The 18,390-nt window shown below is 44.2% G+C and carries 18 protein-coding genes, 1 tRNA gene and 1 pseudogene; 6 read left to right on the plus strand and 14 right to left on the minus strand.

Features of this window, described 5'->3' with window-relative positions; all coding sequences use genetic code 11:
• From ACM0OZ_RS37800 to ACM0OZ_RS37810, 3 genes are all read right to left on the minus strand, one after another.
• On the minus strand, positions 1–844 hold an 844-nt coding region (locus ACM0OZ_RS37800; protein ID WP_414587981.1), incomplete at its 3' end, for a WD40 repeat domain-containing protein.
• Position 845: 1 nt separating this feature from the next.
• Complete coding sequence (locus ACM0OZ_RS37805; RefSeq protein ID WP_414587982.1) at positions 846–2,435, minus strand: NACHT domain-containing protein; 1,590 nt, start codon at positions 2,433–2,435, stop codon at positions 846–848.
• A 307-nt stretch (positions 2,436–2,742) separates the two neighbouring features.
• Positions 2,743–2,815: transfer RNA gene (locus tag ACM0OZ_RS37810), tRNA-Arg, on the minus strand.
• 326 nt (positions 2,816–3,141) lie between these two features.
• Between ACM0OZ_RS37810 and ACM0OZ_RS37815 the strand changes: the two genes are divergently transcribed.
• Both ACM0OZ_RS37815 and ACM0OZ_RS37820 read left to right on the plus strand, forming a co-directional pair.
• Entirely contained in the window at positions 3,142–3,837 is a 696-nt protein-coding gene (locus tag ACM0OZ_RS37815) for a hypothetical protein (RefSeq protein WP_414587983.1), read from the plus strand.
• A gap of 898 nt (positions 3,838–4,735) precedes the next feature.
• Positions 4,736–5,047 (plus strand): hypothetical protein, encoded by a 312-nt coding sequence (locus ACM0OZ_RS37820; RefSeq protein WP_414587984.1) that lies wholly within the window; start codon positions 4,736–4,738, stop codon positions 5,045–5,047.
• 51 nt (positions 5,048–5,098) lie between these two features.
• Here ACM0OZ_RS37820 and trmFO read toward each other — a convergent pair whose 3' ends face one another.
• A complete protein-coding gene (gene trmFO, locus ACM0OZ_RS37825; protein WP_414587985.1) occupies positions 5,099–6,415 on the minus strand; it encodes an FADH(2)-oxidizing methylenetetrahydrofolate--tRNA-(uracil(54)-C(5))-methyltransferase TrmFO in 1,317 nt (438 codons plus the stop codon).
• A gap of 206 nt (positions 6,416–6,621) precedes the next feature.
• On the opposite strand from trmFO, the gene ACM0OZ_RS37830 reads away from it, so the two are divergent.
• Complete coding sequence (locus ACM0OZ_RS37830) at positions 6,622–6,993, plus strand: pentapeptide repeat-containing protein (RefSeq protein ID WP_414587986.1); 372 nt, start codon at positions 6,622–6,624, stop codon at positions 6,991–6,993.
• A 361-nt stretch (positions 6,994–7,354) separates the two neighbouring features.
• Here ACM0OZ_RS37830 and ACM0OZ_RS37835 read toward each other — a convergent pair whose 3' ends face one another.
• On the minus strand, positions 7,355–7,528 hold the full coding sequence (locus ACM0OZ_RS37835; RefSeq protein ID WP_414587987.1) for a hypothetical protein: 174 nt from the start codon (positions 7,526–7,528) through the stop codon (positions 7,355–7,357).
• Positions 7,529–7,596: 68 nt separating this feature from the next.
• Here ACM0OZ_RS37835 and ACM0OZ_RS37840 point away from each other — a divergent pair, with 68 nt between their 5' ends.
• Complete coding sequence (locus ACM0OZ_RS37840) at positions 7,597–8,097, plus strand: N-acetyltransferase family protein (RefSeq protein ID WP_414587988.1); 501 nt, start codon at positions 7,597–7,599, stop codon at positions 8,095–8,097.
• On the opposite strand, the gene ACM0OZ_RS37845 is transcribed toward ACM0OZ_RS37840, so the two are convergent.
• The 7 genes and pseudogenes from ACM0OZ_RS37845 to ACM0OZ_RS37875 form a co-directional block, all read right to left on the minus strand.
• A complete protein-coding gene (locus ACM0OZ_RS37845; protein ID WP_414587989.1) occupies positions 8,078–8,941 on the minus strand; it encodes a hypothetical protein in 864 nt (287 codons plus the stop codon). The two genes, ACM0OZ_RS37840 and ACM0OZ_RS37845, sit on opposite strands and share 20 nt — an antisense overlap.
• Before the next feature lie 16 nt (positions 8,942–8,957).
• Positions 8,958–9,620 carry a glutathione S-transferase family protein gene (locus tag ACM0OZ_RS37850; RefSeq protein ID WP_414587990.1) on the minus strand — a complete coding sequence of 221 codons (663 nt, stop codon included), beginning with the start codon at positions 9,618–9,620 and terminating at the stop codon, positions 8,958–8,960.
• 74 nt (positions 9,621–9,694) lie between these two features.
• The gene (locus ACM0OZ_RS37855; protein WP_414587991.1) at positions 9,695–10,072 is read right to left on the minus strand and encodes a hypothetical protein; all 378 of its coding nucleotides are present in this window, start codon (positions 10,070–10,072) and stop codon (positions 9,695–9,697) included.
• Positions 10,073–10,816: 744 nt separating this feature from the next.
• A complete protein-coding gene (locus tag ACM0OZ_RS37860; RefSeq protein ID WP_414587992.1) occupies positions 10,817–11,590 on the minus strand; it encodes a glutathione S-transferase family protein in 774 nt (257 codons plus the stop codon).
• Positions 11,591–11,692: 102 nt separating this feature from the next.
• Entirely contained in the window at positions 11,693–12,439 is a 747-nt protein-coding gene (locus tag ACM0OZ_RS37865; RefSeq protein ID WP_414587993.1) for an SDR family oxidoreductase, read from the minus strand.
• A 108-nt stretch (positions 12,440–12,547) separates the two neighbouring features.
• Positions 12,548–13,141 (minus strand): TetR/AcrR family transcriptional regulator, encoded by a 594-nt coding sequence (locus tag ACM0OZ_RS37870; RefSeq protein WP_414587994.1) that lies wholly within the window; start codon positions 13,139–13,141, stop codon positions 12,548–12,550.
• 125 nt (positions 13,142–13,266) lie between these two features.
• Positions 13,267–14,393 (minus strand): annotated as a pseudogene (locus tag ACM0OZ_RS37875) (RNA-guided endonuclease InsQ/TnpB family protein).
• A gap of 393 nt (positions 14,394–14,786) precedes the next feature.
• Here ACM0OZ_RS37875 and ACM0OZ_RS37880 point away from each other — a divergent pair.
• Both ACM0OZ_RS37880 and ACM0OZ_RS37885 read left to right on the plus strand, forming a co-directional pair.
• On the plus strand, positions 14,787–16,478 hold the full coding sequence (locus ACM0OZ_RS37880; RefSeq protein ID WP_414587995.1) for an alpha/beta hydrolase family protein: 1,692 nt from the start codon (positions 14,787–14,789) through the stop codon (positions 16,476–16,478).
• A 15-nt stretch (positions 16,479–16,493) separates the two neighbouring features.
• Positions 16,494–16,919: a hypothetical protein gene (locus ACM0OZ_RS37885; RefSeq protein ID WP_414587996.1), complete on the plus strand. Its 426-nt coding sequence runs from the start codon at positions 16,494–16,496 to the stop codon at positions 16,917–16,919.
• A 48-nt stretch (positions 16,920–16,967) separates the two neighbouring features.
• On the opposite strand, the gene ACM0OZ_RS37890 is transcribed toward ACM0OZ_RS37885, so the two are convergent.
• Together ACM0OZ_RS37890 and ACM0OZ_RS37895 are read right to left on the minus strand one after the other, a co-directional pair.
• The gene (locus ACM0OZ_RS37890) at positions 16,968–18,170 is read right to left on the minus strand and encodes an RNA-guided endonuclease InsQ/TnpB family protein (protein ID WP_414587997.1); all 1,203 of its coding nucleotides are present in this window, start codon (positions 18,168–18,170) and stop codon (positions 16,968–16,970) included.
• Positions 18,157–18,300, minus strand: coding sequence for a hypothetical protein (locus ACM0OZ_RS37895; protein ID WP_414587998.1), 144 nt, complete (start codon positions 18,298–18,300; stop codon positions 18,157–18,159). Before ACM0OZ_RS37895 ends, ACM0OZ_RS37890 begins: the two co-directional genes overlap by 14 nt.
• Positions 18,301–18,390 lie beyond the last annotated feature (90 nt).

Here is an 18,390-nt window from a genome sequence, read left to right on the forward strand (position 1 = left end):
TGAAAAGTTGTTTGCCATCAGCCAAGTCCCAGACTTTGAGAGTGTTGTCAAGTGAAGCAGAAATCACCCGCTTGCCGTCTGGGGTGACGGCGACTGCCGTTATCGAGCTGCTATGAGCGTTGAGTGTGAAAACTTCTTTGCCATCTGCCAAATCCCAGACTTTGAGTGTGTTGTCATCGGAAGCAGAAATCACCCGCTTGCCGTCTGGAGTGACGGCGACTGCCCTTACCGAGTCGCTATGACCAGTAAGTGTAAAAACTTCTTTGCCATCAGCCAAATCCCAGACTTTGAGAGTGCTGTCAAGTGAAGCAGAAATCACCCGCTTGCCGTCTGGAGTGACGGCGACTGCGTTTACCGAGTCGCTATGACCCGTGAGAGTACGAAGCAAAGGTCCACCGGGAGGACTTAAGCTAGGTGACAGGGGACGCAACCAAGGATCATCTTGCCACTGCTTTGCCTGTGCTAATAACGTCTGAATCCCAGGTTGTGGAAAAGACAGCAACCGCCCGAATAATTGCCCTGCCAGTTGCGTCTTATCCTCAGCTAAAATATGCGCACAGAGACGCAGTGCTCCTTGAATCAGTTTCAGCGTTTCTACTTCATGGGAGTTATCATCTGAGTGAGTTGCCACCTTTGACGAGTCAATCAAATCGTAATCTGTAATCAGCGCTTGCACTCCAAATTCAGGACGCTTAATCTTGGCTTCTAAATAGTCGAAATCAGTCAAAGTTTGGTAGCACTCTGCAAAATTCCCCGACTCCACTTGACTTTTTACGGCACTGCTCAGATAGGCGTTCTGGAACCAGAGAGGTTGTGCAGCTAATTTCTGGGCAAGTTTCCCCATCTTACGCCATCTTCCTTGTAAAATATTCAGCAATCCTTTGGTTCACTTCGTCAAATAGTTTCCGGGTTTTCTTCAGTTCCCGTTTGCATTTAAGGAATTCAAGGAAACTTGTATGGTAGATGCTATAGCAGGTTTCTTGATCTATTTTCTGGTCTTTCAAATACTCAACCCACTGATCCAAAACCTTTTGCACCTCATATTCATCCTGGTTGGCAATTTCTGCCATCATCTCACAGGGAATAGGCGTACTAATTTCCACTAAAATAAATAGAATAATCACCATCTTTTCCTTAGGTTCTGTATCCATACCCATCCTCACCCAATGGGTTCGATAGTATTCCTGAAGACCCTTGGGAAATTTTTCTAAGGAGAGGTCGTTGTATTCTCCTTGAGCAATTCCTGGCAAGAGATGATACAAATACATAAAGTTATTTTCACTTTTGTCAGCTACCTGCTCAACAAAAGTCAAAGCAGCTATCTTACGCTCCTCAATCCACTGACTGAGACTATCTTTAGTTTTGGGATTTTCTTGGATAAAGAACCAAATGTAATTTTCAATATCCTTACGGCTCAAATCTCCATATTCCTGACTTCTTAAATCTAATTCCTCCTCAGGAACTCCCTGAGTGTACAAGCGCTTATTATCTGCAACATAAGGTCGTCTCGTCAACAAGAAATAAACTTTATTGGGGAGTGTTGTCGGTAAATTTAAAAGATTTTTATCTCGGTCTTCTTGCTCCACCTCATCAAGCGCATCAACCACAATCACAAGGCGTTCGTCATCTAAAAGATTATCGCTGACTTTTTGAAGTAAACTCTGTAAATTATCATCCTTGGCATTCTGCAACCAATAACGATTGATTAGCTGTTGACGAATACTTTCCAAAAACAACTCAGGTCTATTGCGACCCTCAGCGCGAATATTGAAATAGCAAGGAAATTTATGAACCCAAACGTACTTTGCAGCAATGGTGCTTTTTCCCATCCCTGCATCTCCCACGATAGTAAAGTAACCGTTAGAGTTACGGGAAATAAACTGTTGTATTTTCTGAAAAACAAATTCTCGACCGCAAAATGACTCTATTTTTTTCTGTATTAATGCTTGAAACTCTTTTGGATAAGGCGAATATTCTTCTGGAATTTTAGTAGAATCTGGATCAGTTAAAACTTTTAGAGGAGATCTAGCCCATTTCGTAACTTGAGTGTAAACACTAGAAAAATTCTGAATCTCTGCTCTCAGGTCAACCTCTTTTTCTCGGAACTCAGCCCACAACCCTTTGCGAATAATAAAATCTTTTGCTGATTTGAAAAATTTTGCTAAGTCATTAGCATTATATTTTTCTACAAAAGTCTTTTTTATCTCGTCTTCACCCAACAGATTTATCATCGGTTGCTTTTGTTGAGATTCGTCATAATACTTGACGATACTCCAAGCATAAATAGCGTCAGGTTTTTCTGGAGGCTGAGTCGGGTCTAGTCCGAATTCCTGTAATACTTTAATAAGTTTTGGATCGTTTTGAGCTAGTGTGCGGAGTTGACCAAGAACATTAGCAATCTGAGGTAACTGCTTAATAAGTTCTTTAAAGCTCATAATAATTTTTGTAAGAAAAGACTGGATATTAGCTACAAATACGATAACAGTCTTTCCAGAAAATATTTAGGACGTACTTTAGGGATTTCCAAGAAATAAATTATCCAACTTGTGGGGTGGGTATCCTTACCCGCCCAGTTTATAGGACGGGCTAGAAGCCCATCCCACAAGAAAAGTTGGATATTTTTTAATTTGGAAGTCCCTTATATATTGCAGCATTATGCTGTGAAACACAGTTTTCACCACAGACCACAACAATATACAGATATCAATTTGTCAACGCAGACAAATAATGTGGTACAAAAGACGAGCGCGGAGGGATTTGAACCCCCGACCAACAGAACCGGAATCTGTTGCTCTATCCACTGAGCTACGCGCCCTTAAAGCCGCAAACCCCGAAAGTTTGTCACGGCAATAAACATTATTATAGCCTTGATTTGCCTTGGTGACTACCATTGGCTAGAAACCTCATCCCAAATCTATAGCGCTTCTCACTTGGATGAAATACATATTTTGTGGGGTGGGCTTCTAGCCCGCCCTCAATTTAAGACGGGCTAGAAGCCCATCGCACAAGAAAAGGTTGTCTTGCACTCAATTAAGAACCGGAATCTTTATGGATAAGAATTTCTAATAATTAATAAGATAGATCCAAAGGTGGGTGCAAAACAGATATCCTTTGTTATGTAAAGTAGGAATTTTACTTCAAATGACGGAAAAGCGCTTTCAACAAGAACCAAAAACCAACCGTCGTGGCAGTAATGCCTTTAGTGGCTTTCTGATGGGAGTTCTGTTTACTTTACTACTGGTACTGGGCGCTGGTATTTGGCTACTTATCAAAAACCCACGATTGCAACAGATGTTATTGGGACAAATCAATCCTAATGTTGCTACCAGTTCACCGACCGCCAAGACAGCCGCAACACCTGCTGTGGCACCTACTGCATCGCCACTCGAAACGACCGATACCCAAACGACCGATACCCAAACGACCTCTACAGATACCTCACCATTACTACCACCACCTCAAACTCTCAATCTCCAGATGAATCATGCCAATGGCACTGTGGTACGTTTAACAGGGATATCCTTTGCTGAGGATAGTACTAAGGTCAACCTTGCGGTGACGAATGGTCATAAAGACCCGATCAAGTTGAACAATAGCAAGGACATGGTACTGATAGATAACCTGGGTAATCAGTACAACTTGGTAGCACCACCAGACAACTCTGAAATTGAAATTCAACCTGGGACGACTCTGAAGGGGGAATTTGTTTTTTTGGGAAGAATGTCTCCATCAGCCACCTCATTTTCTTTAGCGACGAATAATATGTCTGGTAGCGACCAAAGTTACAGCACTTTGCCCAAGATTAGGGTTGCTGATATTCCTGTTCAAGGACCGTAGGGTTCGCTTGCGATAGCTTATATAACGGTTTGCAATGCGGAGTAAAATACACCAAAGAAATAATGAACCACAGATGGACTCTTGCGTGCGTTGCGGTGAACCAGCGCTGCAGGAGGGTTTCCCGACAGCCAGGCGACTGGTGAACCCGGAGGGGGGTTCCCCCCGTTGTTCGCGAAGCGTCTCCGAAGGAGATAGCAACTGCCGTACAGATGGACACAGATAAATCGGCGTTGCTGAATCCATGTATGAAAAAGATGTCGTGTGATTCCAAACCCTTCTAGAGACGTACCATGGTACGTCTCTACACTTGGATTCATACTTCAAATCAGCAACGCCGATAAATCTGTACTTGATTCAATTGAGTTGCGCTACATAACTGCCCTTGTTATTTCTGTTGCGCCGTACTAGACTCTTTCTCAAACGAGAGCGATCGCCATGCAGGACACTGCGCTGCGCGCAATCGCAGTACATGAATGTCTGATAGGTGGGCATTGCTCACCAATAGCTCAAATGTCCATCATATAAGCTTTTAAGCGCAATGCCCACCCTACGATTTTTTCATTCAAATGAAAAGCGCTACAAGTAGTACATTGAGCTAAGGTATCGTTGCAAACATCATGAATATTATTCCTCAAATATGCCTGAACCTCTCATAGGCACGATTTTTCTAATTTGTTCGCTAGATACTCTCAGCAAATTCCCGCTATGTCAGCATTAACTCAACGTGAGTTCTCACCGACCTCTCCCACCCGACCTCCCTCTCCTTGTAGGAGAGGGAGGAGCTACGTAAAAATGGGATTTTTAAGCCTCTCCCCTACAAGGGGAGAGGTTTGGAGAGGGGTCAAATCAGGATACATCGAACTCACGTTAACTCAAATATATTGCCTAACGAGGTTGTATGAGCATAGGCAGAGTCATTCTCTTTATTGCCTTAGTTATTCCTGGTTTGTTGGTGGCGGGGTCATCACTTTACTCGTTCAACACTGACTACGAAGCGCTAGGAAGAACCGAAAGGTATGTGGACAAGTTAACCAGGGATGTCCGAGTGAATAATAGACAGTTGGATCTTGCCTATCATCGTAGTCTCAGTCATCGGATCAATGCATTTGCTAACGGGACTTGGGGCTTCATAGGTGCAACGATCGCCGCGATCGGTGTACATGGAATCGCAACGACTAAAGACGAGACAATTGAAGACCAACGCAAATAATCAAAATAATTCGTAATTCGTAATTCGTAATTATTCTCTTTGTATTACGAGTTAGAAATTACGAGTTACGAATTCCCTGACCTCAGCTAAAGCGCGATCGCGATAACGTCCGTAACGTTCCTGTTTGTTTTTGATTTTCTCACCCAGTTCTGGGAAAATCCCAAAGTTAGGAGGCATTGGCTGGAAATGCTTGGGCGAAGCGGAACTGATAAACTCAAACAGCGCCCCCATCATCGTTGTATTTGAAATGGTCAAGGGTTCTTTCCCCAAAGCTAGCCTTGCTGCATTCGTTCCCGCTAACCAACCACCTGCGGCGGCTGCGGTATAGCCTTCAGTCCCAATCAACTGTCCAGCACCTAACAGCGTTGGACGCTCCTTAAATTGCAAACTAGGTAACATAAGCTGAGGCGCGTTGATAAAAGTATTGCGGTGCATCACCCCCAGCCGCACGAACTCGGCATTTTCCAAACCAGGAATCATTTGGAAGACTCGCTTTTGCTCGCCCCAACGCAGATTTGTTTGGAATCCTACCATATTCCAAAGTTGACCTGCTTTGTCTTCTTGCCGCAACTGTATCACGGCGTAGGGACGTTCCCCAGTCCGACTATCCGATAAACCCACTGGCTTGAGGGGACCGTAGCGCATCGTGTCTTCCCCGCGCCGTGCTTGTTCTTCAATTGGCAAACAGGCTTCAAAAAATTTCGCTGTTTCCCGTTCAAAATCTTTCAATTCCACCTGTTCGGCTGTACGCAGTTCTTGCCAAAACTGCAAGTACTGCTCTTTATTCATCGGGCAGTTGAGGTAAGCAGCTTCGCCTTTGTCGTAGCGCGATGCCATGAAGGCGATGTCGCGGTTAATTGATTCTCCCACGATAATAGGGCTTGCGGCATCGAAAAAGCTGAGGTACTCCATCCCCGTAAAGCGGCGTAAATCTTCCGCCAATTCCGGGCTGGTTAATGGACCAGTTGCCAAAACAACAATCCCCTCAGGGATAACACGCAGTTCTTCCCGCCGCAGTTCAATCAACGGATGGCGAGATAAGGTTTCCGTCAAGTCCTGGCTAAATCGTCCTCTATCTACTGCTAGCGCCCCGCCAGCAGGCACGGCGTGTTCATCAGCTTTTGAGATCACAACAGAACCGAGTTGACGCAATTCTTCATGCAATAGACCAGCCGCGCGATCGCTTGCCATTGCGCCAAAAGAATTACTACACACCAATTCCGCCAAATGTTCCGTATGATGCGCACCACTGTAGCGATTTGGGCGCATTTCCCAAAGAATAACCGACACTCCAGCAGAAGCAATTTGCCACGCTGCTTCTGTCCCAGCGAGTCCACCTCCGATAACATGAATCGTTTGTTTTTCCATACTTTACTCAAACTTAGACAATTGGCTGGGAGTGCATATCTATATAATACTAACGAACCGCTCCAGGCACAGAGAACGCAGACAAGAAAGGCGCATATTGGGGCAGTCAGCTTATACTTATGGGTAATTTGGTAAAAACTGTTGATTGTGAATTATGATTAAGATCGGTAAACAGCGACAACGCTACTCGTTGCGAGGCAGCCAATATGGATGCCAATGAACTTTTAAGCCGATATGCAGCTGGGCAAAGAAACTTTAGGAACCTGAAGTTGATTGCGTTTAATCTCAAGAGTGCCAATTTGAGTGGTGCCGACTTTAGTGGTGCCGACTTGAGTGGTGCAAACCTGACTCAGGCAAATTTGAGTCGGGCAAATCTCACTGGTGCCATTTTGAAAGGGGCAAAATTAACTAAAATAAACTTGGCTCAAGCCAACCTCACTGAGGCAAATTTGACTGAAGTCGATCTAAGTGATGTGAATCTAAATCAGGCTTACCTGCATGGGGCAATCATGCCTGATGGAAACAGCCCCAAATCTGTATCTAATCACCTCGAAGCCTTTAGACCTGTCCGAAAATGAGTCTGAAACCCTTATGCCGTTGGCTGTGAAATCTAATTTCTGGGGCGAGTCCCAAACCTCCGGACGCGCCCGTAAGACCATCACGGGATTTGGTTGGCGATCTCTTCGGAGATTCCGCGCCGTGGCATCGACGGATGAAACTCGAAGCCCCCACCAGTTAAAGGTATTCCGATTTGGTGGTGGGTACTTCACTAAGACTAGATGGTTAACCTAAGTCAGGCGGGCGGCTCCCTGGCTAACGTTTATCCAATATGGGTAAGTGGTTTGTCGATATTTTTTACAGTCCAGCCTGACAATGGACTGATTTTTTATTTTGAAAAGTCGCAATGTTAATGTATTGAGAAGGCACTAAATCCTTTCCTCACCGATTGATAAATTCTCTCCCCTTTTCCTCTCCGTGGCGATACAGTGCCAAGAACCCTTCTTCAGTCGCATCTGTAAAATTGACTCCAAATTCTTTGGGGTCTACATCCGGTTGAATAATCTGAATGGAAGCTCCTTTGTAGCTCTCAGGAATTGCCTCTAAATGGAACATATAGCTAAATGTATATATCTACAATATAACGGTTATCAAATCGTTGAAGTTGTTAGAGGCAACTGTTCATGGATCTGCTGATTCGAGAAGCACGACCGAATGATGCTGCGGCGATTGTCGGTATTTGGAACCCCATCATCGCAACTGGTTTGTATACTGCGGTTGACACACCCTTGACAGTCGAGGCGGAACGGGAGTACATTTTGAACTTTCCCCAGCGTGGGGTGTTCCATGTTGCTGTATGTCGTGCAGATCACAAAGTTGTTGGTTTTCAAAGTATGGAACCATTTGCGACCTACACACATGCATTTGACCATGTGGGAGTCATCGGAACATATGTGGATCTCTCATACCGACGACAAGGCATTGGCACGTGTCTGTTCGATGCCACGTTTGAAGCTGCTCGCCGTAAGGGATACGAAAAGATATTCACATACGTTCGTGCCGATAACGAAGCGGCGTTAGCCAGCTACCTCCGACGTGGCTTTCACATTGTTGGGACAGCGCAAAAACACGCCAAGTTGAACGGAACGTATGTGGACGAGATGATCATCGAAAAGTTCTTGTAAATTCTCTCCCCTTTTCCTCTCCGTGGCGATACAGTGCCAAGAACCCTTCTTCAGTCGCATCTGTAAAATTGACTCCAAATTCTTTGGGGTCTACATCTGGTTGAATAATGTCAATGGAAACTCCTTTGTAGCTCTCAGGAATTGCCTCTAACTGGAACATATCCTGATACAGTGTGCCTGGTTCGTTGGCGATCGCCACCACTTCTTGATATCCTTGCTCAACCATTTCCATCGCCGGACACAAACACGTGTAGGAAGCATCAATGTAAGGCTTTGTGCCTATCCAAGCAGGGATATCCCAACCGTGAAGCATCCGAGAAGATGCGTACGTCACTTCATCAAAGTTACTGGCATCAAGATGCACTTCACCTCCTAGTTTTGTGCTAAATACAGCTAATTGCAAGTGTTTATCCACCCAACTGCGGTCTTTTTTCCCGGCTGATACCAACAAGCGTCGCCCTAAGCGTCTTGCTTTTTCTCCTTGAGTTTCACTAGCAGCTTCTGGAGTGATCACTGCACTGGTAGCAACGAAATATTCTGGTGTTTCTGGTTCAAACAGTTGTTTATTTGGACTGAAATGTGCAATTCCCCCAAGCACTATTTGGCTCATTCCCACATTTGGTTGTTTGAGGACTTGTAAGCCTGCTAACCAGTAATCCACACTCAATTCTGTCGCTTTTCCAAGCGTAGCCCAAGCTGTGGGAATAACTGAGGAAGATGCAGCAGCATAGGCATCTGCGCGAACTCCACCGGCTTCCAAAGCACTTAACACACCATGAGCAAAAGCACCTTTGAAACTACCTGACGCACAGGCGATCGCTAATGACTTATTTTCTCTCAACATAGATTTTCCTCTCCTACTAAGCATTATTTCCTCGGCTCATCTCACGCTTACGTAACTTCACCAAAACTCGCTTGAATTTTTCAAAATCTTCTGTACTCAGTTCCGTTTTTCGCCATGCTTCTCGCTGCATCAAGCGCTCAAACCAGTCATTTAGCTTCGGGTAATGACTCAAAGTGACTCCCAACATAGGTAAGAAAGACATATCTGTTCCAGCAACGATATCTGCTAGAGTTAACTGAGCGCCACCAAAATAAGAACTATTTCCTAAACATTCCGTAAAAAATTTTAGTATTTTTTCTATATGCTCTTTTGCTTGTAAAAATTTGGGTGAATCTTCACTTTCATAAATTAAAGAAATTACTTTTGGAAGTAGTTCATTTGTAGTCACCATTTGCACCATCCTTACTGTTGCTAAGCTCTGAGCTTCTCTAGGTAACAGCACAGGTAAGGGGTACTTAGTTTCTAAATAGTCCAAAATTGCCAAAGATTCTATCACCCGCAAACCGTCATCAACTATGACTGGAACATGATGAAAGGGGTTAATTGTTAAAAACTCTGGTTGTAATTGATCACCATCTAAGCTCAACAAAATCGGCTCAAAAGGAATCTCCTTTTCTAGTAAAGTTCGCCACACACGCCGAGCCATAGGCGAGCGGGGATTGTAGTAAAACTTGAGCATTGAGAATTCCTCCTAAATTTGACCAAAAAGACCGAAAGGTCTGCAAATGAACAAAAAAATTTTCCTGTTCCTTCCTATATAAGAGTCTTGAAACAGCCAAAAATGAGTACCAAGGTTCCAATTAATGAGCCAATTGCACCCACCATATTTCCTGCATAGACAACCTTATTTTGGCTTGGTCCTTCAATAGAAAGACCACGATGACCTACCCAAGCACCGTAGGGCAAAGCAATACAAAATCCATATCCCGAAACTACAAATGACCAGACCAAAGTTAAGCCAAATATGGGGTCTAATTTCAAATAGGATAGAACAGCAGAGATAGCAATCATTGTGGTTCCACCCATTGCCAAACCAGAATGCGCCACACGCCATGCACGGACGGTGTTTTCATCCTGTTTTCTGTTAATTGCGTAGCTATAAGGTATTCCTGTTAATAACCCGACAAGCACAACTATGGCTCCATGAAGAGTTAACTTGTTCGCCGTAAGTCCCGCGCTATAATCTTCGATTTAGCGCCGGGATATAAGGCGGGAGATGACGAAACACCCCTAAACGGCAATAACCGCAGGTTATTCAGTGCGAGGGGTGATTGAGGAATCTCCAATCTCTGCGGACGGTAGTCGGTCAATGTAGTCTTCAATGATTTGAGTAATCGTTTTTTCTTTATTCGCAGCATACGCCCGTATTTTATTCAATCTGCGTTCACTGATTCTGATATGCAATCCCTTAGATCTCATAATATATATGTCTATACAACGTCTAAACAGATGCTATCATGATTATATCAGCTAACCACTGACCACTCGACACAAACGTACTAGCTTGCTAGGTGAACAGTGCGAACGTTGGGAACGGTTTTGAACCATGACAATTGATATGGGGTTGCAACCAGAAATATAGATTTTTATCTGTTAGGTTGGTTGCGTAAAATCAATTACATGATTGTTGTACAAAGCTTATCGCTTCATGTACAAAGACTCCGTGGGGCGTCAGGAGTCTCGCTCACTGCCTGTGGAGGTATCGGAACGTGGATATTGCTGTATGGAGTAATCCTTGGGGTATCTGGAGTAACGACCAATGAAGCAGGAAATTTCTTCAAAGCGATTTGGAGAAGCCCACACCGTACCCGTCAGGGTCGGTGTTGGGAGAACGTCACTTGAATAGCTAATGGATTCATTTTTTAATTCCCAAATTCAATTGTTTCTATCGTGATAGAGACGCAGCACATAGGCTCCGGCTGGGGTTTCTCGAAAGGCACTAATCTCAGATGCCATCTTGGATGGCAACTCCTGCAAGTTACCACCGCTCATCGGCTGTTCTGGGGGTAACACAGCAGGAGCAGCGAGTGCAGCAAAAGTGATGTCAGCAGCAGAAAAGCTATCTCCAATCAGGTGGGTGCGTCCATCAGATAATAATTCACTCACTTGCTCAAAAATGCTCTTGATTTGTTCATATGCTTGTGCAGCAGATTCTGCGGTTATGTTGAAGCCTCGCCGAATCACTGAGCGCATTGGGGGAAAAACTACTGGAAATAATGCGCCCTCAATAAAAGGAACACCCTGACACCATCTACGTTGCATAAACTTGTAGTCATCCATCACATAAAAGTAAGCCCAACGGCGTATCGCAGATCCAAGCTGCTCGTCAAATAAATCTTCCAGTTTTTCAACTTGTTGGCGTAATTCAGGGTTTGTGGGGTATAGCTTAGCGTTATCAGGAGCTATTTCGTCCAGGTATCGTAAAATATCAGTTGAATCAGTGAAAGCTCCTGCTTCAGTTATCAGAACAGGAGCTGATTTTCCACCAACTTGACCAGTTGCAAATCGATGAAACGGTGGCATATGAGGTTCTTCAACGTAAGGAAGTTTCACCTTTGTCAGCGCCCATCGTGCCTTTTCGCAATAATGACTGATAGGAAGTGTAATCAGACGTAAGGGTTTTTCTTGACTATTGAAAGAATGAGTCATATCAATTTTAGATTTTAGATTTTGGATTTTGGATTAGATATTGGTCAACACTCTAGAATCGTCAGCTTTTTGCTAACGGCTGCTTAGGAGTTGTCAATGTGCCTAAGCAATCTCCCATTCAGTACTTCCCACGAAAATAGTTGCTCCACTTTGCAATTGAGTGTTTGCTGCAGTATGGACAATGGCGTGGGCGAAGTCTTCAATGCTAGGCAGAAAACCAGTTTGTTTACGGCGGGCTTGAATGAAACCCGGGTTCTGGCGCTGCATAAGCTTAGGGGTGATAGTACCCTCAATCAAGTCACCGCTGACTACCAGCAGTTTAATGCCTCTATTCGTTAATTCAGGTATACGAGATCGCAGAGCCTCTTCGCCAGCTTTTTTGCTCTGTGCCACTGATTCGTAGATTGGATAAACAGACTTCTGACCATAAAAGTGTGCCAGGTGACTGGTGACGAAAACAATGCGTCCACCTGCTGGCATTAGTGGTAACGATAGGTCAACAGCACGTACTTGAGCGGTAAAGTTAAGTTGCATAGCATAGTCGGCTGCCTTATCCTTCTCCATTCCACCACTCGCATTGAGGATAAGGAGGTCAAGGCGTGTAAACTGCTTCTCTACGAGCTTCATCATCTCTGTGATTTCGCTCTCACTTGTGATGTCAGCTTGAGCAAGGAGGGCTTGACGACCAGTGGCACGTACTGCATCGGCTACTTCAATAGCACGTAAACCCTTACTGCGGTAGTTAATAACTACGTCAGCACCACGTTCTGCTAACATACAGGCGACGCTTGCGCCTATGCCTCGCGATGCTCCCGTCACCAGTGCTACCTGACCACAAAAATCACTCATTGCTTTCCTATTGCTTTCCTTTTGTTGAAGTATGATTTCTCAATTTTTCTTTTTTCAGACCAAACGGTCTTTTTTTTTGTAAACAAAACTCAAGAAAGTCCACTGGGGTTAAATGCGTAATTGGCTTTCGATATAATGAGTCAAATGATTGATTGCTCGTTCAAGATGAATCGAATCTCCATAAAGCTTGCTCATCATCGCAGCCCCCTCAAGTGTGGAAATAATGATGGTGGTCACTTCATCTGCATGAACCGTTGAGCGAATTTCACCCTTTTGTATTCCTTTTTGGATAATTCGATAAAACAGGTTGCGCCAAGAGTTCATCGCCTGTTGAGTGCGTTGGCGTAAAGCAGGATGAGCATCATCACTCTCAACAGCAGTATTCAGCAGTGGGCACCCTCCCTTGATCACTGGGTTATTTATATTGCTGCGAAATACACCAATAATTGCTTGCAGGCGCTCAATTGCATGACGCTTGCTGTGGATTGCGGCTAAATAACGCTGTCTAAGTTGGGCGATCGCAAAGTCAAAAGCCTGTAGCGCTAAATCATCTTTGCTTTTAAAGTGATTGTATATTCCTCCTTTCTGTAATCCCGTAACACGCATGATGTCTGAAATAGACGAGCCAGCATATCCCTGTTGATTAAACAGTTCGGCTGCTTGTTGGAGAATTTTCTCTTTTGTTTCTTCGCCTTTTGACATTTATGCTTTTACGACCGATTGGTCTGAATATATTTAACTGGATGTATGGTTTTTAGTCAAGTTGTCGCGTTGCACATAGGCGGGATTGACATACTCCCTGCCCTTGTAGGGCAGGGATTCTAGGCTCAAACAGCAATTGCAGGCGCAGCCCGTCTTACATCGCCTAACCCAGCGTTTTTGTTGCCCCAACTGCACAAATATTTTTAGCTGCGTTCTCGTCCCTCCCATTCACCAACTGACAGGACGGACAACGCCACTCTCTGACGGACAAATCCAGCTTTTCTAGAACGTGTCCACAACTAGAACAAGTTTTGCTAGACGGATACCATTGATCTATAAATATGACCTGCTTGCCTTTCTTTTTGGCAATCCACTCTAAAATTTGTAGAAATTCCCCAAAAGCTAGGTCTGATATTTTGCGTCCCCAAAGGCGTTGCATTCCTTTAAGGTTCAAGGTTTCAAAGCACAGCACATCGAACCTACTAGTTAGGTCGTGGGCTAACTTCCAAAACCAATCACGTCTAGCATTAGAAATTTCCTCGTACTTGCGTACCAGATTTTTTCTTGCCCGTTCTCGGTTAGCTGACCCTTTCAACTTTTTGGAATGCTGTCTGCTAGCTTTCTTAATGGCGTTGAGAGACTGCTTGAAGAATTGCGGTGATTCAATACTAGAGCCATCAGAGCAAGTGAGAAACGTCTTTAAGCCGAAGTCAAATCCCGCTATTCTACCAGTCGTGAATTTGATTTCTGGCTCCAAAGAATTGTCAACTACAACAACCATAAACAATTCACCCAATGGTGTGCGCTTGATGGTTAGTGTTTTGACCGTTCCCTCCCAACTTCTAGACTTCCAAAATTGATAAACCCGATTTCCAATTTTGACCCTATTGCCACCTAAAAACTTATACCCTGCTTGCTTTAGGGTGAACGATTTGTACTTCTTAACTTTCTTGAATCCTGGTGGACGAACCCCCTTCTTATTATGTTTAAAAAACAATTGGTATGCTTTTTCAATACGTTGACAAATGTCCTGTACTGCTTGAGAACCCACTGATTGCCAAAATGGATTACGTTTCCGCAATTTGGCAACATGAGATTGAAGTTTCGCACAATTCAAGTGTTTACCCCACATCCGATAGTACCGACGATGAAGGGCAATGCAGTGGTTATAAATTACCCCAGCAGCGTTAATCATCCGCTTGAGGTACCTATTGCGCTTGTGTGAGTACAACTTAAATCTTAGTGTTCTCATGCTACTATTGTACACAATAAAGCTGTACAATAAGTATGAAGAAACGATTAGATTTTAGAGTAGAAGAGTATGAACTTCAAATTCTTGAAGACTACTGCTCGGAAGTTGGCAGAACAAAAACTGATGTATTAAGAGAACTCATCAGAAGTCTGAAGACAAAGAGAAAGCCGCTCCTTTAGGACGGGGCTTTAAACCCAAATTTTCGGTAAGATAAGAGGTTTTGTAGGATGTGGGGGCGGGTTGTCCTCACCTGTTCGCGCGTCCTTCTTATTTTCGGACAGGCGGTGCCCAGATTATGGAAACTCAAGTTAAGAACTTGTAGATCAAGTATGTAAACAACCGAAGCCAATGCTGGGGCAGTATTGTAACGCTGCACCCCAAGGTGAGACTTCTATGCAGAATATAACTGATTTATGTAATAAGCTCAGCAATCCAGGAAAAGCAGGTGCTTATACTTTCACTGAAGTAGTCTATGCCGCACCAAACTTGGATTACAGCTCAAATCCGGATTTGAATCAATATCACGTATACCAGAATCCAACTGACGGATTTGCTACGCGACGGATTGATATATCGAACATTGCTGAATTGGGCTTTAGTATTGATTGGCCTTTTGATAATACTCAAGTTCCAATCAACGGACACATCAGAATACCTGTGGGAGATGGACCTTTCCCATTGGTCGTTTTTGCCCACGGTAACCACGACCCTCTAGAGAACTCAACACCAGGATATATTTATTTGTGCGAACTCTTGGCATCTCATGGAATTATTGCCGCAACGATAGATGTTAACTTTATTAACGGCTTTAATTTTGGCGAAAACGATGCAAGAGCAATTGTCCATCTAGAACACCTTAAGCAATTTCAGCTTTGGAATGCACAGGCTGGACATCCCCTAGAAGGCAAAGTCGATATGTCGCGGGTGATGATTGTCGGTCATTCCCGTGGGGGAGAAGCAGTAGGACACGCCAGTCTTTTCAACTCAATGGAAAGCGTCCAATTCGACCCCGAATTAGCACCTGTTCCACTTGATGGTTCTCTTGGTTTAGGACCCTATGGTTTTGACATTCGTGCAGCCGTTGCGATCGCCCCTACGGACGGTCAATATGTGCCTGTAACGGGATCTACCAAAGTGCGGGACAACTACCTGATCATTCATGGTAGCCGTGATGGTGATGTCTTCACGTTTGAAGGCTATAAGACATATGACAGGTCACATACAGTTGACCTTGCTAACCCTACACAACCAGCACGAGGATTCAAATCGCTGTTGTGGATTCATGGTGCAAATCATAATTACTTTAACAGTGTATGGCAGCAAGAATCTACCAAAACAATTGAGCGTGAAGACCAGGAACAGATTGCTAAGGTTTATATTTCAGCTTTGGCGATGTCTGTACTTCAAGACAAACACGAATTTCTGGAATTGTTGAGAAACCATGCGCTTGGCATTGAGGCTGGTTGGCTTCCAAACAATGTCAATCTGGTTTCACAATTTCAAGGTTCTCATCGTTTGTTTGTGCAACATTTTGAGGAATCCCAAACCAGTCTTGAGGTATCAAAGCCAGTTGTAGGTACAGTCGAAACTTCAGAAATCAACGCCAAGAAGTTATCGTTTGAAGGACAGGAACCGACAGATCATCTCTACCAGGAGACTCAGGGTCTACGGTTAAGATGGACTGGTGGCGGCGGCAGCTATCGCATCAAATTAGATCCCCAGACGCTAGATACTGAAGCGTTTAAATTCCTGGCGTTGCGAGTTGGGCAATCAACGGAACCAAATAATCAAATAGGAGAGGATCAGGACTTTACCATCGAGGTACACGACAAAGCCAAGGGAAGCTGTTTTGCTGCTAGTTCCATAAGCAGGCTCATCTATCCAGATAAGGTTGCGTTGGGCTTCCCAGGTGAAGGAGAGGAAGAAAGCACATTCTCTCGTACCGTCATGCAAACCCTCCGCATTCCCTTAGAGGGTCTTCAAGAGGATGGTATTGACATTAACAATCTGACGGAAATTAAGCTGTCATTCAACATTGTTCCATCTGGAACTGTTTACCTTGATGAGTTACAGCTAACTAATTGACAAAAGGAGTAAGATATGCTGAACATTACATATCCGGAAGTGGCAAATCTCCAAGTCATTGCTACTCAGCCCAAAGCAGCAGACTTGAGAAACATTGAGTTTATGCAAACGGCGGAAAACACCACATTAGACAGAGTGACATATATTGTCAAAATTAACCTGAGCAATAAACTGCCAATTACATCACGAGGATTTAGCATCTACCTAGGTGACTACCGCATCAGCAAGTATTCAGAATTTCCAGGAGGTATCTATTTTAAGGTCTACAATCCGCGCTTTTTTGAAGAACATGCTGGCAAAAAGCTTCTGTTCTCAACTGCTGGCATGACTTTGCACGACTCAGGATATCAATTGCCTTCGGGTGCTGAAAATACCAGAAATTCATTCGTGGTTGATAACCTTAATGCATTACCGACACAGGAAGAAGTTCTGAGGCATTGACATCCTCCCACCGCTAACCGCAAGCGGTGTAGCGGGGGATTCCAAGAATCACTTCTTGGACTTCCTCTTTCCACGAGTTGACTTGCTTGGAGGAGTTTCCTCTCCCAAGTATTGGTCACTCTCTCCAGAGGCGTGAGTTCCGATGTGCCCCACCGTACTTAATGCCTTTTCTAATATGTTTCGTGCAGCGTTATGATCTCGGTCTTGGATGTGCCCACAATGCAAGCAAGTGTGTGTCCTAGTGCTAAGAGTTTTCTTAACAACATGACCGCAGTTGGAGCAGTCTTGGGAGGTATAGTGGGGCGGTACAGCAACTGTGACCACGCCGAAAACTTTCCCAAAATATTCAACCCATTCTCGAAACTGAGTCCACGCTGCATCGGATATGGATTTGGCAAGATGCCTGTTTCTCACCATGTTGCGCACCTTCAAGTCCTCATACGCCACGAGGTCGTTAGACATCACTACGCACCTTGCTGTCTTTACGGCAAAGTCTTTACGCTGGCGGCTTACCTTGAGATGCTTGCGAGCTAATTTATTTCTAAACTTGGCTCTGTTTTTAGAACCCTTTTTCGTCCTAGAAAAACGACGTTGCAGTCGCTTCAAAGACTTTTCGGACTTGCGCAAATGACGCGGATTTGCAACTGTTTGCCCGTTAGAGTTGGTGTAGAAGTGGTTCAACCCAACATCAATCCCAACAGTCTTAAATGTTGCTTCCCGCTTCTCCAACCGTTCTTGGTCAATACAAAACTGTGCGTAGTACCCGTCAGCCCGACGTACAACACGCACACGCTTAATCTGCTTCAACTGATAGAAATGCAAATCGCGGGTTCCCCACATTTTGAAGGTTCCCGCCTCAAATCCGTCAGAGAAAGTGATATACCTCCTATCCTCGGAAAGCTTCCAGCCACTGGTTTTGTACTCAACAGAACCATGTGTTTGTTCTTTCTTAAAGCGTGGGTATCCCTTCTTTCCTGGCTTGCCTTTCTTGCAGTTATCGTAGAACCGAGATATTGCCGCCCAAGCTCGTTCAGCACTAGCTTGACGAGCCATAGAGTTAAGTTTTTTGGCGAACTCAAACTCTTTTGCAAGTACAGCACAGTATGCACTCAAGTCATACTTATCGATATCCTTGTTATCCATCCAATATCTAAGGCAACTATTACGAACAAAACGAGCAGTACGGATAGCCTCATCCAGCTTTCCATATTGCTCCTTTGTTCCTTCCAACTTTGCCTCAAATACCAGCATCTTTACGCTCTACTTTATAGCGTAAATTATAGTTCATTAGCTCTTGAGGTGTCCACGGAAAGTGGCAAAAATACAACTGTCCCCCTTCCTTGTTCTTGCCGTGCAAGAAATCAGTTGGAGGACGTTGCATTTTTGCCCCGTGATTCATCTCTCCACCAAATCAAAGATTATGGCGGGAGCCTTCTCACGGAAATAGGTAAACTAAAACACATTTAGATTG

This window comes from Scytonema sp. PCC 10023 (assembly GCF_963920835.1).
In the GTDB taxonomy this organism is placed as follows: domain Bacteria; phylum Cyanobacteriota; class Cyanobacteriia; order Cyanobacteriales; family Nostocaceae; genus Kalymmatonema.